At 41.7% G+C, this 16,823-nt stretch carries 10 protein-coding genes; 7 read left to right on the plus strand and 3 right to left on the minus strand.

What is annotated here, in order from left to right; translation table 11 throughout:
• Positions 1-9: 9 nt before the first annotated feature.
• The 5 genes from ACGEDC_RS05395 to ACGEDC_RS05415 all read left to right on the plus strand — a co-directional run bounded on the left by ACGEDC_RS05395 (position 10) and on the right by ACGEDC_RS05415 (position 6,962).
• Positions 10-2,772 carry a TonB-dependent receptor plug domain-containing protein gene (locus ACGEDC_RS05395; protein WP_394496939.1) on the plus strand — a complete coding sequence of 921 codons (2,763 nt, stop codon included), beginning with the start codon at positions 10-12 and terminating at the stop codon, positions 2,770-2,772.
• 245 nt (positions 2,773-3,017) lie between these two features.
• Positions 3,018-5,480, plus strand: coding sequence for a M16 family metallopeptidase (locus ACGEDC_RS05400; RefSeq protein ID WP_394496941.1), 2,463 nt, complete (start codon positions 3,018-3,020; stop codon positions 5,478-5,480).
• A gap of 17 nt (positions 5,481-5,497) precedes the next feature.
• Complete coding sequence (locus ACGEDC_RS05405) at positions 5,498-5,848, plus strand: hypothetical protein (RefSeq protein WP_394496943.1); 351 nt, start codon at positions 5,498-5,500, stop codon at positions 5,846-5,848.
• A gap of 90 nt (positions 5,849-5,938) precedes the next feature.
• Entirely contained in the window at positions 5,939-6,391 is a 453-nt protein-coding gene (locus ACGEDC_RS05410) for a DUF4920 domain-containing protein (RefSeq protein ID WP_394496945.1), read from the plus strand.
• Positions 6,384-6,962, plus strand: a complete 579-nt coding sequence (locus ACGEDC_RS05415; RefSeq protein WP_394496947.1) for a PepSY-associated TM helix domain-containing protein — start codon at positions 6,384-6,386, stop codon at positions 6,960-6,962. Before ACGEDC_RS05410 ends, ACGEDC_RS05415 begins: the two co-directional genes overlap by 8 nt.
• Positions 6,963-7,150: 188 nt before the next feature.
• On the opposite strand, the gene ACGEDC_RS05420 is transcribed toward ACGEDC_RS05415, so the two are convergent.
• The 3 genes from ACGEDC_RS05420 to dnaB form a co-directional block, all read right to left on the minus strand.
• The gene (locus ACGEDC_RS05420; RefSeq protein ID WP_394496949.1) at positions 7,151-8,521 is read right to left on the minus strand and encodes a hypothetical protein; all 1,371 of its coding nucleotides are present in this window, start codon (positions 8,519-8,521) and stop codon (positions 7,151-7,153) included.
• Between the two features lie 83 nt (positions 8,522-8,604).
• Positions 8,605-9,684: an alanine racemase gene (alr, locus tag ACGEDC_RS05425; RefSeq protein WP_394496951.1), complete on the minus strand. Its 1,080-nt coding sequence runs from the start codon at positions 9,682-9,684 to the stop codon at positions 8,605-8,607.
• A 137-nt stretch (positions 9,685-9,821) separates the two neighbouring features.
• Entirely contained in the window at positions 9,822-11,231 is a 1,410-nt protein-coding gene (dnaB, locus tag ACGEDC_RS05430) for a replicative DNA helicase (protein WP_055023450.1), read from the minus strand.
• Between the two features lie 131 nt (positions 11,232-11,362).
• On the opposite strand from dnaB, the gene ACGEDC_RS05435 reads away from it, so the two are divergent.
• Complete coding sequence (locus tag ACGEDC_RS05435; protein ID WP_394496953.1) at positions 11,363-13,561, plus strand: S46 family peptidase; 2,199 nt, start codon at positions 11,363-11,365, stop codon at positions 13,559-13,561.
• A gap of 256 nt (positions 13,562-13,817) precedes the next feature.
• On the plus strand, positions 13,818-16,781 hold the full coding sequence (locus ACGEDC_RS05440) for a TonB-dependent receptor (RefSeq protein WP_394496955.1): 2,964 nt from the start codon (positions 13,818-13,820) through the stop codon (positions 16,779-16,781).
• Positions 16,782-16,823: the final 42 nt, after the last annotated feature.

Consider the following 16,823-nt stretch of genomic DNA (forward strand, 5'->3'; position numbering starts at 1 on the left):
GTTAACACTATGAAGTTAACACTTAATCCTGTATACGTCAGCATGATGCTGGCGTTAAACCTAACGGTAACCTTTTCCGCTTTTGCGGAAGAGGTTGACTCTTTTGAACAGCAACAACAAACAATCCTAGCAAGCACTAAAAAGACTGCTGAATTATGGCAGAGCTGTGCTCAGCACTTACGTTTTCCCGAAGCGAAGTTACTGAGCGACGAGCAAGCAAAATTAATGAAAGGCTGCCTTAACAATGACGGAACACCTGTTGAGGTGATAGAAGTCACAGGTCGTTACTTTGGCCCAGAAGTACTTGAAGCACAAGGTAGAATATTCCTATCTCAGGATTTCATTGAAAATGCCCCTATTGGCAATGGTGACATTACTGAGCTATTAAAAGGTCTTCCGGGTATTCAAACCAGTGAAGCTGACAATAGCTTATCGAGTCTAACGGACATTCGTTCGCGTGAGGTATCTATTTCTGGCGGTAAAGCCTACCAAAATGGATTTTTTATAGACGGAATGAACGTCAATAGCCGTATCGACCCTGGTAGCTCTTCATTAGCCACAAGTAGCCAAAACTCAGTAGCGGGTCATACAAACGAGTTCTTCTTAAACAAAGACTTAGTAGAAAGCATTACCGTCTATGATTCTAACATTCCGGTGGAGTATGGCGAGTTTGTGGGTGGTGTTGTGGAATCTCAAAGTAAAGATGCCTGGGATTTACCCGCGGTAAGACTGGGGTACCGAGGCACTAGTTCTGATTGGGTGGAGTTCCATGATATCTATGGCGATAACGACGACCCTTCGGAATCAACTTTTGACAAGCCGGTATATGACAAACACCAATACAAACTTCAACTCGCTAAGAAGCTGGAAGATGGCCGAGGTATTGGTCTAAATGTTAATCACACCACATCGACACAGAGTATCGAGTCCCTTGGCGTATTAGAAGATACCGAGAGTACAAACTCGAACGTGATGTTGAAGTACGACTCTGAACTAGATTGGTTTGATCACCTCAGTGTATCAGCGCTTTATGCCCCTTTTGAAAACCACGATATTCTCACTGACACCTTAAATAGTGAGTACACAACCAAAGGGGGTGGCTATGCACTAAACGCGGTGGGATATCGAAACCTTGGTTGGGCCGACTGGAAAATTACTGCTAACAGTCGTTACAGTGAAAATAGCCGCACAGCACCTCAAGATTACTTCTCTTGGGCGAATGTTCCAGGAAAAGATTGGGCTGATCCTTGGGCGACCGTATCTAAAGAAGGTGCTTATGGTGATCTCGATACCCAACAAATCACCTATTCGTTAAATAACAAGTTTGATTTTGACGCCAACTTTTGGGACTTAGACCATCAATTTAGTATGGGTCTACAATTAGAAAGTCAGCAAATATTGCGTGATCGAGAGCAGCAAGCTGTGACCTATTCTAACGCTAGAATAAACAGTCAAGTGAATTGTAATGGCAACAATTACGATTGTATTGAACAGTCAAATAACACCTCTATTGAAGAGCTGGAAGCCATATTAGGTGAGCCATTTGATCCAACCAACCCTGAACACCTCGCGCTTTATGAAAAGTCAGTCGGTACAACGGGACAGTTTTTTCAACGGCGAGTTATTTATCAAGAGGAACATATTGATGTCACTGTGCGTAAAGCATCAATGTACATTCAAGATGTGATCGAGTGGGACAACCTAAAACTAAATTTAGGTTTGCGTTATGACACTGAAGATTTCTTTGGTAATCATAATATCGCGCCACGTATTTCCGGTGGTTATGACCTTTTTGGCGACAACCAAACCTTAATCACTTTTGGTGCTAGCCGCTATTACGATGCAAATTTAACAACCTATGCAATTCGCGAGCAGCAGTTACCTTATATCACCCAATACCGTGACTCATACAATAATGTTGTCGGTGATTGGATTGATGACAGCGAGCAAGACTTAACGCGGTATCGATACGACGGCGTAAAAACCCCCTATTCTGATGAATTAACCTTGGGCTGGAAACAAGAACTGCTCGGTGGTTTCTTGTCCTTGCGTGGCGTTTGGCGCCAAAACAAGGATGAAATTGGTCAGGGTGACTCTGTTAGAGAAGGAGGCTATACCTATCTTTATCAAGTTAACAAAGGTGAGAGCGAGCAAAAGCGTATTTCCCTGTCTTGGAATGGCCAATGGCGCAATCATAGTTTCTGGGCGAATACTTCTTGGTCTGAAACTTATACGAGTCAGGAAAGCTATGATGACAATATCGACGATACACCAGCTGAAGATATTGTTGCTTATGAAACCACTATCATTAATGAAGATGGCACAGAAGAAACAATTTATACCGCTGTTTCTCTAGACGACCTTGACCGACTTGCATCAAATTATGCACGCCCTTGGATAGTTAATATGGGCTGGACCGCCAAGTGGACTGATGATTTACAAACGACGTTAACCGCAACATACACCCAAGGCTACACGTCTGTATCAGCAACTTCAGAAGTACATGAATTTGAAGATATTATTGAGACAACCCCTTCAGGTGAATTGTTACCCCTCGAAGCGACTATTTATAGGGAGTTTGAATACGATGATGCCATTTTATTTAATGCATCATTACGCTACCGATTACCTGATTTCAATAAGCACGGCCTAGCCTTGAGCTTTGATATAAGTAACTTATTAGACAGCAGAACATATTCGGTATTACCAGGTGAGTCTGGGGTTGAGGTTGGCCGAAGTTTCTGGCTAGGCATAAATTATACCTATGACTAAAGACACAGCATAAGTTGCAACAAAGCTAGACCTGCGTGTTGGTAAGCTATTTAGTTTACCAATACGCTGAACATCCTAAACCTAACTTACGGTTATTAAATTAAATAGCCTAATTAATATTTTGTATTCCAGATTTAATTGATAACAATCACGCATAAACACGATGTAAATGTTATCAACGATATGTCTGGATCTTTTTTAACTAGTTCGTGATGCGAACATAACTTTCTCCTAATGTGCACTCAATGAATGAATACAGAAAAATGCTGACGAGCTGTGCTCGTCTTATCGCTTGTATTGTTGTCTTCATAAGCGTTACTTGTTCAGCCCAATACCAATGGGATCCCGCTTTGACTACGGGCAAGTTAGACAATGGACTACAGTACGTTATCTACAACAGTGATAAAAAAACTGATCCTTTTAATATACGCTTGATTGTTAACGCAGGCTCCGTAGACGAAAAACAACGCGCAGGTGTTGCGCATATGCTTGAGCATATGGTCTTTCATAAAACTCAGAACCACCCAGAAGGGATCCACAACTATCTCGAAAAACTGGGGTGGAAAACAGGTTTGCAAGTTAACGCAATGACTCGTCAAACTGAAACTCAATACATGATCCGAACTCGGCCAAATGATGCATTAGATATGCAAGGATCACTTGCATTAATGTCACAACTTGCAGGCCACGCCACCTTAGATGCAGCTGATTGGCAGCGAGAACGAGGAGTAATTGTTGAAGAGTGGCGTCAGGGAAATGGGCTAGCTGATGAAGTTAACCAGCTAAAAAAAGCGGTTGTAAGAAATAACTCCCGTTATGTTGATCGCCCTACTATTGGTACTTATGAATCAATTAAACAAGCCGATATCAGTGAGCTAAGAGATTTCTACAACACATTTTATGTCGCGAGTAATATGAAATTAGTCATCTCTGGTTATCTCGATGTCGCAAAAACTGAGCACGCTATTCAGCATTCGTTTGGCCTTTTACCATCAAAACCACAGCCTAAACGCGACTATGTGGCTTTGCCTTTATCGCCTAAGCTATATATAGATAAAGTGCAGCATCCTAAAGGTAGCACTTCCATGGTGGTTTATGGATTGCGTATGCCAATGCCTGACCGTACAACAGAGCAAGGTCAGTACACGTATTTACAAAATTACTTCTTACGTAAAATGATGAGAAATCAAATACGACGAAATAAATCATTAGTTGATTCTGATGATATTGAAAGCCTTAGCCTTACTGTCAAAGAGCCAACAAATAACCGTCTGATTGTTGCTATTGCCTCTCGCACTCATAATCATGAATTAGGCCTCAAAGTTGTAGCAACTGAATTGGCTCGGCTATACCGAGATGGTTTAGATAAGCAAGAATTTATCCAAATACGAGACAAAGCAAAAGAGATTAATAGTCGCAATATTAAAGCCGCAAAGCATCGTGATTTTGCCGCTTGGGAAGATAAAATTACTGAAGCGTTTGTACAAGGCAGCTTGTTAGAGTCGCCAGTTGCACGTAGCGAGCGCACTCATCAATGGTTGAATAAGATGACCTTTGAAGAGCTTAACGCACGCATGCGTGAAATGCTTGATGCTGAAGACAACTTTTTATACTTCCAAGCTGGTGGCGATCAACAAATCACACTACCAACAACTGCAGAAGTTCGTCAATTGCAGGCTGATATCCAAGAAAATATCAATACTCTTGAAAAAAGTGTGTTGCTAGCCGATGTCAAACCCAAAGCAGCCCAAGCCATCAATACAGCCTCGGACTCAGAAGTAACGACACCTAATCTGCCAAAAGTGACCTCAAAACCTGGTAGTTGGTCTCCACTTGAATCTGAGCAGTGGCAATATCAACAGCAAACATTAACCTTAAGAAAATACCAGCTAAGCAATGGTGACCAACTGTTGTGGCTTAACAAACCTACCTCTGATAATAAACTGTATATCAAAGCGTTAACTCAAGTAGGTTTTCAAAACAACGCGATGCCAGCGTGGCTTGCTCAAACCAGTATACAGTTGTGGCAACAGAGTGGTTTAGCGCAATGGAGTGAAACTGAGTGGCAACAATGGCAAGTGGATAATCCACATTGGCAATGGGAATTTAAAGCCAATGAGTTGGATTTAGCTGCTGTTATAGCACCCGATCAATTAGCAACCTTAATGCAGTTATATCATTTACGAATGAGTACAGGTATTGATAAAGGTGCCTGGGAGTCAGTTAAAAATGACGTTGTTCAACAGGCAAACCGAATTCAACCAAAATCGCAATTTGTCAATCAACAACGTTTTGGTGAATCAACGCTTGATGACATTAACCAAGTTGACGTTGATGCCTTAAACCAAGCAAAAATTGAAGAGCAAGCCAAAACTATCTTATCGCAACCAGTCACCTTCTATATCATTGGGGAATTATCGCAAACTGATTTAGAACAGCAAATGAGTCACTCATTAGCAAATATTAGCCGCAAAGCGAGTTTGGATAACAGCAGCAGCATGCAACTTCCAGCTAACCGTGTTGAGTATATTCAAAGCCATGACCAGCAAAAAGCCGAGATTAGTCAGTACGGGTATTTACCGATGCAGTGGACCCCCGAAAATGCATTCTTAGTATCAACGCTGACACCTATTGCGAAAAAATGCTTAAGAAGAAACTCAGGCAAGAACTCGGCGGCATTTATTCTATCAAATTTGAAATGCGCTTAGATCCTCAGCAGAACAGAGTGGAAACCGAAGTGCATTACACTTGCGCACCAGAGCGTGCTGATGAATTACTTACTGCGACGAATGAAGTGCTTAACAACCTGTCTTCCGCTATTGCTGAACAAGATTTACAACGTATTGTGGAAGATATCTATTTTGCAGAAAAAAGCCGTAATAACAATGCTAACACTTGGCTGAGAAGACTTATTTTATCTGACAAACGATATAAAAATGCTAGCTATATCAAGCGGTCTGGACAATTACACGAACAGGTAACCCTTGAAGGCTTAGAAGTACTAGCCAAACAAATCTTCCCATTACCACATCGATTAACCTTCATCGATATGCCCGGAGGAAAAAATTATAGATGATACGTCGGCCACTCAATATAACAGTGGCCGAGTTATTGATTTTAATAACGACCAAGACATAACAGTAGGACAAAACATGAAAGCAAAAAAATGATTGCCGCAGCAATTTTCTTCAGCACCTTAGCCGGCACTGCGCAGGCGGCAACAGACTTTGGTGAAGGTGTGAATAGAGACTACCTAGTACCAGTATCGACCTTGATGGACTCGCCAGAGGATTACCTTGAAAACACGGTTACTATTGAAGGAACCATTGTCGGAGTATGTGAGCACCGTGGTTGTTGGATGACCATTGCCTCTGACAAGCGATTTCAAACATTGCGAATAAAAGTGAAAGACGGCGAAATGGTATTTCCATTAACTGCTCGTGGTAAAAAAGCGTTAGCGACTGGAAAACTACAAGCGCTTCGATACGATCTTGAGCAAACTCGTGAGATTAAAGCGCATTACGCTAAAGAAGCTGGCGAAGCATTCGATCCTGCATCAGTTACAGAGGCAATGACCATGTATCAACTGGTACCGACAGGAGTCAGTATCCTTGATTAAATGGTTTAAAGGTATTAATTGGTATCGTCTTAATCGAAACTTACATCGTGATATTGGATATTTTTGCATTGGTTTTTCAATCATCTTTGCGGTATCAGGGATTGCGGTTAATCATATTGCCGATTGGAACCCTAATTATGCTGTAGAGAAACAGACTAAGCAGGTTGATGACAGTGACTGGTTAGCACTTGATGATCAACAAATTATTCAGCGAATGCAGAACAGTTTTGGATTAACACAAACGGTAAAGTCCAGCTTTTGGCAGAATAAGAATCAGTTTGAAGTTTTTCTCGATGATGGCGATACACTGTTTTGGGATAGGCGACATCATCTGGTGAGCTATCAAGATATTGAGCCTAGAGTGATCCTTCAGGCATTGAACAAGTTGCACTTGAATGAAACACGCAATGCATGGGTGTATTTCTCTGACTTGTTTGCTGGCATGTTGATATTTTTGGCACTATCAGCCTTGTTTATGGTCAAAGGGAAGCACGGTCCAGCCAAGCCAAAATCCATTTTATTGATGAGTTTAGGCGTGTTCATTCCCGCCTTTTTCTTATTTTTATCCTGACACAGGTATTATAAACAATGCTTATTGAGTCCTTGAATAAAGAGCTCAATAAGCATTTAAATTAGAAACTAATTGAGTGTAAATCGTATACCTTTCCTGCAATATTTATAACTTAAATCATAACTAATCAAAGCGTTAATGACAGAAGCTAATGCAAGATCGTTTCAGTAATAAAATTAGTAGTTGAATTAAAAGGGCTGATTAACCATGACCCAAAACTGGCTTTCATCGCCTCCTGTGACAAAGTCGGTACGAATAACGATACTTTCAACTTCAAATCGAATACTTGCGCCATAAGCCGTTTTCATCTCTTCATGGAGAGAATCGAAGCTGAACTCATCACTGACATTACCCGCTTCTAACAATAACGCCCATTGCCACCAAGGTACGTTATACAAATTAAACACAGGTAGATTCTGCAGGGGTTGCCAACGAGGAGTGATACGATATTCTAAAGCATAATTAACTGCACTACGGCCAGTAAATTGCTTTGAGTCGTACCCTCTAAGTCGATCAAAACCACCCAAGGAGACGCCAGCAAAACTCGGCGGACGCTTAAATTCTTGTGTACTATTGTCAATATCATTCCAAGTTGGCGTATCGGCAATATAAACATTGGTAGCTAATACTTGATCTTCAAACCAAGCATTGCTCCCAAGTGACAAAAATGCACTTTGCTCAAATTCCCACATCAACCAATTTGGGTCATCATTTATATCGCTACCACGGGTAATGGTTAAATTACTCTCACCACCTTGGCTACTATTATTAGCTGAATCACGGTTATCCCAGTTAAGCGACAACTCAAAACCTCTGGCTTCATCAGGTAAGTAATCCAAGGCTTCTAACTCACGATATTTGTTAAAGGGAGTTAAACTAATGCTTGTGACACCAGATTCTAATGGATTCCAGCTCACTGCATTTTTCTTTCTCGCTAACGAGGCTGCTGCGCCATTTTTGCCACCAGCAAAAGGCAGGACATATTTAATATGTAGTTTTGAAAAACCTTCATCACCAACACTGATTATTCGCTCACTATCATTAGCCTTTGGTGCTTGTGGCGCTTGTGGTAAGTAGTAAATTCCTTGTTCATAGTGACCACGAAATACCTCAGCACTAAACAGCCATTGATCAAGTTTAGGTAATTGATAATTATAAAATCCAGCATAAGTTAACCAGCTGTCATTTGCAGAGTATAGGCCAATGCCTAAAGCGACTGCTTGCGCTTGGCCAGCATGCTTTACTAATCCTGCAGCGCCAAATGTGGTGCTAAGGGTTTCTGTTGAAAAAACAATAGGAACAGCGACAAACTCAGGATCATATTGATGATTTGATTGTGGTTCAGACTGCTTTTGAGCCGTTTGATTAGCGTCTTCAGTATCTCTAGCCGCTTCATCATGAGGCAACTCTACCGATACAGTGGCCCCTTCTGACGCCAATGTTTGTATATTGGGTGTTTCAATATCGCTACTCTGTGAGATCACAGAGCTTGCTTGAGCCACACTATTTACGCTTAATAAAAGGCAATAAATCAATACTACAGATTTATACAACTGCACCTAATTTTCCTTCTAATACAGGCTAACTATTGACTTAATTAACCTGCAACATCTAGTTTCACAACGAAAATTACTGACAAATGTTATTGCTGTAAATCTACTACAACTCTGGGAGTCAGTTTAGTCACAAGCTCATAAGCAATGGTGCCTATGTGCTCCGCAACTTCTTCAACGGCAAGCGCCTTGCCCCATAACTGAACAAGATCGCCAACCTTATCTGTAGCATCTTTACCTAAATCCACTGTCAGCATATCCATAGATACACGACCAACGATCGGTACTCTTCGACCATTTAACCAAACAGGGGTGCCTTCTGGAGCATTACGAGGATATCCATCACCATAACCAATGGCAACAACGCCAAGTCGAGTATCATTATCAGCGGTCCAATGGGCGCCATAACCAACACTTTCTCCGGCTTTATGTTCCCTGACAGCAATCAGGTTAGACACTAATTCCATGGCAGGTGTAAGTCCATGATGGGTGCCTTTGTCACCGAAAACAGGTGAAACACCATATAATGCAATGCCAGGTCTAATCCAGTCGCACTGGCTGTGCGGCCAGAACAATGTAGCAGCAGAATTCGCCAAAGTTACATCACCAGGTAAGCCTTTAATCAGCTGCTCAAACGCATCAATTTGACGTTGTGTTAATGCATTATCGGGTTCATCAGCGCAGGCAAAATGTGTCATTAAGTGAATTGGCTTAGCCACATTAGGACAAGTAAGCAGACGTTGATATATCTCGTTAAATTGCTCTAAATCGAAGCCTAAACGGTGCATACCTGTGTCCACTTTCATCCACACAATAATCGGCTTAGATAAGGACGACTGTTCTAACATTTCTAACTGAGACTCGTGATGTACAACCGTATCAATTTGATGCTCTACCAGCAAAGGAAGATCTGATTGGCGAAAACACCCCTCTAACAGTAATAATTTTGCACTCACGCCGCCAGCGCGAAGTTGTAGCGCTTCTTCCAGCCTTGCTAAGCCAAACCCATCAGCATTATCAACACATTGGGCGACATTTAATAAACCATGTCCATAACCATTGGCTTTAACAACAGCCATGACCTTACTATTCGGCGCAATTTCTCGCAGCCGAGTGAGGTTATTCTGTAGCGCTTGACGACTGATTTCTGCGCGTGGAAAAGGTTTCAAATACTTAGCCTTATTTTGCTGTAGTTATATGTTACTTATTGCCTAACAGCATTCAAAAAATTAGCCTCTGTTAATTATAACAGAGGCTTGAATATCACAGGTTATTTGGTGCGGTCATTAAGCTGACTTAGGCAGCTTTAATCTTCATCAAATATCTGAGTGCCAGAATAATTATCAAAGCGTGAAAACTGGCCTTGGAAGGTCAAAGGCACACGACCAATTGGGCCGTTACGCTGTTTACCGATAATAATTTCTGCGACACCTTTTTGTTCAGAATCATCGTTATACACTTCATCACGATAAATAAACATGATCAAATCCGCATCTTGCTCAATCGATCCTGATTCACGTAAATCTGAGTTAACAGGTCGCTTATCGGCACGTTGCTCCAGCGAGCGGTTAAGCTGCGATAATGCAATCACTGGGATCTCTAATTCTTTGGCTAACGATTTAAGTGAGCGGGAAATTTCGGCAATCTCTAAGGTACGGTTATCTTTTAATGACGGCACTTGCATTAACTGCAAGTAATCGATCATGATCATAGATAAACCACCATACTCACGAGCAATTCGGCGTGCACGACTGCGAACCTCTGTAGGAGTAAGACCAGAGCCATCATCGATATACATTTTACCTTGCTCAAGCATTATGCCCATGGTCGATGATACACGTGCCCAATCTTCATCATCCAATTGTCCGGTACGAATTTTCGTTTGGTCGACTCGACCTAATGACGCCAACATACGCATCATGATTTGTTCTGACGGCATTTCTAAGCTGAAAATCAGTACAGGTTTATCTTCGTTCATCGCCGCTTGTTCACACAAGTTCATCGCAAAGGTCGTTTTACCCATCGATGGACGCGCAGCGACAATCACCAAATCGCCAGATTGAAAACCCGCTGTCATTTTATCTAGGTCACTAAAGCCACTCGAAACTCCTGTCACACCGTTTTGAGGGTTGTTATATAACTGCTCAATTTTATCAACGGTTTTCTCAAGGATTGATTTAATTCCTTCAGGGCCTTCATTAGCATTAGCGCGAGACTCAGCAATTTTAAATACTTTGGTTTCTGCTAAATCCAATAAATCACTTGAATTGCGGCCTTCGGGGTTATAGCCTGCATCAGCAATTTCGTGTGCAACGCCAATCATGTCCCTGACAACAGCACGTTCACGAACGATATCAGCGTAAGATAAAATATTACCTGCACTTGGCGTGTTTTTGGCAATTTCACCTAAATAAGCAAAGCCACCAGCATCTTCAAGTTGATCTTCAACTTCTAATCGCTCAGATACAGTAATTAAATCGATCGGTTGGCCGGTTTCAACCAAACGGCTCATTGCCGCATAAATCATGCGGTGAGAGCGGGAGTAAAAATCTTCAGCCACAATCGCTTCAGCAACACGATCCCAAGCATCGGCATCCAGCATTAAGCCACCTAAAACTGATTGCTCAGCTTCAATGGAATGCGGCGGCAATTTAAGCGCATCGACTTGAGCGTCTTTTAACCTTTCTTTTGCCTTAAAAACACCTTTTTGTGACATTAAAACTCCCAATTCCCAACCTGTTTGTAAAATATGGTATAACACCGAGGTCATGCAAACATGTCGCATATATCAATACATGAGACATCAACCGCTGATGCGGATAAACAATAATAATATAAGGAAAGAACATGCGTATTGCACTCGTTGCAGCCCTTGTGCTGTCTTCTGGGTTAGCTCAAGCCGATGAAGGCCAATGGCAACCCTATCAAATGCCTTCTATTGCAGATAAATTAGCACAACGCGGCATCGAAATTCCTGCAAAACAGCTTGCAGACTTAACACAATATCCAATGAATGCTGTCGTCGGTCTAGGCTATTGTACCGCCAGTTTCGTCTCTCCCCAAGGGCTAGTTGTTACCAATCATCATTGTGCTTATAGAGCAATACAATATAACAGTAAAACTGAGCACAACTACCTTGAAGAAGGTTTTCTTGCTAACACTAAAGCAGAAGAACCTTCAGCTGGCCTCAACGAGCGATTATACATTACCGAAGCCGTTACGGATGTAACTAAAAGCGTAAATGCCAATTTAAGTGCAGATCCATTAACTCGCTATCAAGATATTCAATCAAACCGTAAAGCATTAATTAAAGAGTGTGAAACCGATGAAAACTATCGCTGTTCGGTAAGTAGTTTCCACAATGGTTTAGAATACTATTTGATTAAACAACTTATCATCCGCGATGTGCGCCTTGTGTATGCACCACCAGAAAGTGTTGGGGCATTTGGTGGCGATATTGATAACTACGAATACCCACGCCATTCTGGCGACTTTACCTTTTTGCGTGCTTACGTCGGTAAAGATGGAAAACCAGCCGTATATTCAGAGGACAATGTTCCTTTTGAGCCAAAAAGCTACCTTAAGATTAATGCTGACGGCGTAAAAGCAGGTGATGGTGTGTTTGCAGCAGGTTACCCTGGTGCAACAAGTCGTTATCGCCTAACAAGTGAGCTTGAGTTTGCTAGTGATTGGATGTACCCAACCTATGCAAAACGCTATCAATTACAGATTGATACCATTAACAGCATGGCTGCGACAGATAACGCTATCGCCATCAAATATGCGGGCAATTTAGCATCAATGGCAAACCGGATGAAAAAGCTTAACGGTTTACTTGATGGCTTTAAAGCAACCGATATTGTTGGTATTAAACAAACTCGTGAAGATGACTTTTTAGCTTGGCTAAAAAAGGATACTCAAGCTAATCAAAATCTCATCACTGAATTAGAATCTTTATTAGCCGAGCAGCAAACGCAAGTTCAAACTGATTATTATTTTAATAATGCACAATCTAGTGCGTTATTGTCTGCCGCTAAGAAGTTATACCGACTCGCTAAAGAAAAGCAGCTTCCTGATGCCAAACGTGAACAAGGTTTCCAAGAACGTGACATGAAAATGTTTGCTGCGAACTTAAAGCGTCTTGAGCGCAGCTTTGATGTGTCGGTTGATAAAACACTTTGGCTCCAAGATTTAAATGCATATATGGGGCAAAACCAACGCGTCGAAATTTTGGATAATGCATTAAACCAAATCTCTGATGCACAGGAGTTATCAGATAAACTTGATGGTTATTACGCATTAACTGGTCTCACCGATAAAGAAAAGCGCTTAGCGTGGATGGAAAAGGATGCCGAAGCATTCGAAACCAGTGCCGACCCATTTATCCGCTTAGCCGTCGCCCTTCATGACACCAATATGGCGCAGGAAAAAGCCGAAAAGACATTAAAAGGAAAACTGTCTACCGCTCGTCCTGAGTATATGAAAGCTGTGATTGCTTATTACAAGTCAAATGACTGGCCAGTATACCCAGATGCGAACAGAACATTGCGTATCACCTACGGTATGGTCGATGGTTATCAATCCCGTGATGCACTTTACAAACAACCATTCACACGCCTTGAAGGGATTGTAGGTAAGCATACGGGTGAAGAGCCATTTAATGCACCGAAAAAATTATTGGATGCCATTGCAACAAATGATTACGGTAAGCACACTGTGGCTTCAGTTTATCAAGACCCTCGCTCTTGGATATGCAGCTTGTTCTCTTGTTTAGATAAGCCGGAAGAATTTAACTCAGTGCCTGTTAACTTCTTATCAAGTGTTGATACTACTGGCGGTAATTCAGGCTCACCGGTATTTAACGGTAAAGGCGAACTGGTTGGTCTTAACTTTGATTCAACCTACGAAGCAATCACCAAAGATTGGTTCTTCAATCCAACCATTACCCGTGCTGTGCATGTTGATTTCCGCTACATCCTTTGGATGATGGATAAAGTGGATAATGCGCAAAACTTAATAAATGAGCTAGAACTCGTAAGAAATTAATAAAATCAACAAATTAAAAAATGGTGCATTTACTGCGCCATTTTTTATGCCTCAAACCCAAGCTGGCGCTACAAAAAAACGCTTTTGAAGATAAACCATTAATTTATTTATACAAGCTAACCCCCAGAACACCCTTATAACAATTTGTTTACTTCTTGTAACATTTAATATAAAAAATAAAAGACCACCTATTCGGTGGCTTTTTAACCAAGGATTAAAAGTAATTTAATCATTATAAGGAAAAGTCAGGATGACAATGAAAAACAAGACATTTAAGCGCTCGCTTATCGCAATGTCTATTTCCACCTTATTTACAATCAGTACGCCAGTTCTAGCAGCAAGTAATACCGATGGTTCAATTCAAGGTTCTGTTACATCAGAAACCAGTCAAGCGGTATCTGGCGCTAGTATCATAATTAAAAACCAAGATACAGGCTTAACAAGAACCATCCAGTCTGATTCAAATGGTAAATATCGGATCCCACGCCTCCCAATTGGTGCATACACCATCACAATCTCTGCTGATGGTTATGCAGATGAAGTGATTGAGAATGTCAATGTAGCAATCGGTAGTAACTCCAATGTTGAAGCTTCCCTTGATCCTGAAGGAATGGAGCGCCTAAAAGTAACAGGCTCAAGCCGTATCGCATCAATAGATACAACGTCGTCCGAAGCGACTATGGTTATCGGACAAGTTGAAATTGAACGCCTACCATTACCTAAAGATATTACCAGTGTCGCGCTTCTTGCACCTGGTACAACACGGGGTGACGGCCGATTTGGTAACTTTGCCTCTTTCGGTGGTGCATCTGTAGCTGAAAACGCATTTTTTATTAATGGTTTAAATGTCACAAACTTCCGTAATGGACTCGGCTTCTCAAATGTACCGTTTGATTTTTACGAGCAATTTGAAGTCAAGACTGGTGGTTATGGAGCAGAATTCGGTCGCTCAACCGGTGGTGTAGTCAACGCAGTAACAAAGCGCGGTTCAAATAACTGGGAGTTTGGCGGCAATATTCGATACCGCCCTGATGCACTTAGATCTGACTCTCCGAACAGTTACGACATGAACGGTGACATCTACAACTATAATGCTGAAGACTACTATGACAATGTTGAAGGTAATGTATATGCATCCGGCCCAATTATTCAAGATAAGCTGTTTTTCTATGCGATGTACCAACCTCGTTCAGAGAAAGAAGAATATGTAGCTGACAGAGGAACAACCTTTTCTTCAGTTAAATCAGATAACCCATTCTGGGGGCTAAAACTTGATTGGAATATTGCCGAAAACCACACGCTTGAATTTACAGGTTTCTCGGATAAGTCTGACGATGAATCAAGTAACCATTTATATGACTACGAAAACAAAAAAGTCGGCGATCAGACGTCTGTTAGCATCGACAAATCTGGTGGTGATAACTATGTATTTGCTTATACAGGGCAATTAACCGACTCGTTTAGTGCGAGATTACTTTATGGTGTCAATGAATATAACCTAACATCTTCAAGCAACATCGCCGAAGACTGTAACCTTATTTATGACCGCAGGGCATCTGCCCCTAAAGTATCACGTGGCTGTGCTTCTGCCGCCGACTATTTCCAAGAAGAAGGCAGTGACAAGCGTGAAGAGTTCCGTGCAGATTTTGAATGGTTTGTTTCGGACAATCACGTCATTAACTTCGGTTACGATCAAGAAATCAATACCTCAAGCAGTAATCAATACTACTCAGGACCAGATGGAGTGTATTGGTTCTATTACGACACGGCACCAGGAACAGAACTTCCAAACGGCGGCATAGTACCTGATGGCGTAACCGAATATGCTCGTTCAAGGGAGCGAACTGTCGGTGGTGACTTCGAAGTAAATTCATCAGCGCTATATATTGAAGATACTTGGACAGTTACCGATGATATTACCCTCTCACTCGGTCTTCGCTGGGATTCATTCAACAATAAAAACTCTGAAGGTGAGAGTTTTGTGAAAATTGATGACATGTTTGCGCCACGCTTAGGCGCTTCTTGGGATATCAACGGTGATGGTGAATCAAAATTATTTGCTAACGTCGGTCGCTACTTCTTACCTGTAGCCAGTAATACTAACGTTCGTTTAGCGGGTAACGAATATGATGTTCGTAAATATTACGTGCTAGAAGGCACCACTGACCAAGAAATAAATGGTATTCAAGTCCCTACTCCGAATTTAGGAGCACAAATCGGTGATGACGAATACTTAGCTGACGGCACCGTTCCTGATACAGCAGGTATTGTTGATCAAGATCTAGACCCTATGTATCAAGATGAAATTATTATTGGCTATCAAGCCATGCTAAACGAAGACTGGTCATGGGGCATAAAAGGGACGCAACGTAAGCTAAATGGTGCTATCGATGATATGACCATCAGTCATTGGACAGAAGCTAAATACGGTTGTTCACACCCAGGTGGAGGCGGATATGTATTAGGCAACCCTGGCGAAGATATGACTGTTGCAGTTGATTCTGATTGTGATGCTGAGCACACCCTAGACAAAACGGTCACAATACCTGGTTCCGAGCTAGGCTACCCTGAGGCAGAAAGAACTTACAACGCTGTCGACTTGACCTTAAATCGTGCATGGACTGACGATTGGAGTATGAGTGCGACTTATACTTGGTCGCAAAGTTATGGCAATACTGAAGGCTTAGTTAAATCAGATAATGCGCAGGATGATGCGGGTTTAACACAAGACTTCGACTTTCCTGAGCTAATGGATGGGGCTGATGGTTACTTGCCTAATGACCGTCGTCATATGTTTAAAATATATGGTGCATATGCCATTACCGACGACTTTACCGTGGGCGCAAACTTTACTGTTGAGTCTGGGCGTCCATTGAATAAGTTTGGTGTTGGGCATCCAAACGGACAACCAACATATGGTGATACTTACTACACGTTAAACTCTGATGGTACTTCTTATGACTTTAATCCTAGAGGAAGCGATGGTCGTACCGACTGGGTTTACCGTTTAGACTTATCGGCGTCTTATATGATTCAAGTGTCTGAGTTAGACGTTTTGCTAAAAGCGAATATTTATAACGTATTCGACTCGTCGGCAACAACTCGTCAAGTGGAAACCTATGAGCTAAATAGTCCAGGTACCATAGATACTGATTTTGGCACAATTACTGGTTATCAAACACCACGTTATGTTGAGTTCAGTGCAAGTGTGAAGTTCTAACCTTTAAAAATACACTTTCTTATTAAACTGCACGAGGAACTC

Source organism: Shewanella sp. ENK2, assembly GCF_043568515.1.
In the GTDB taxonomy this organism is placed as follows: domain Bacteria; phylum Pseudomonadota; class Gammaproteobacteria; order Enterobacterales; family Shewanellaceae; genus Shewanella; species Shewanella japonica.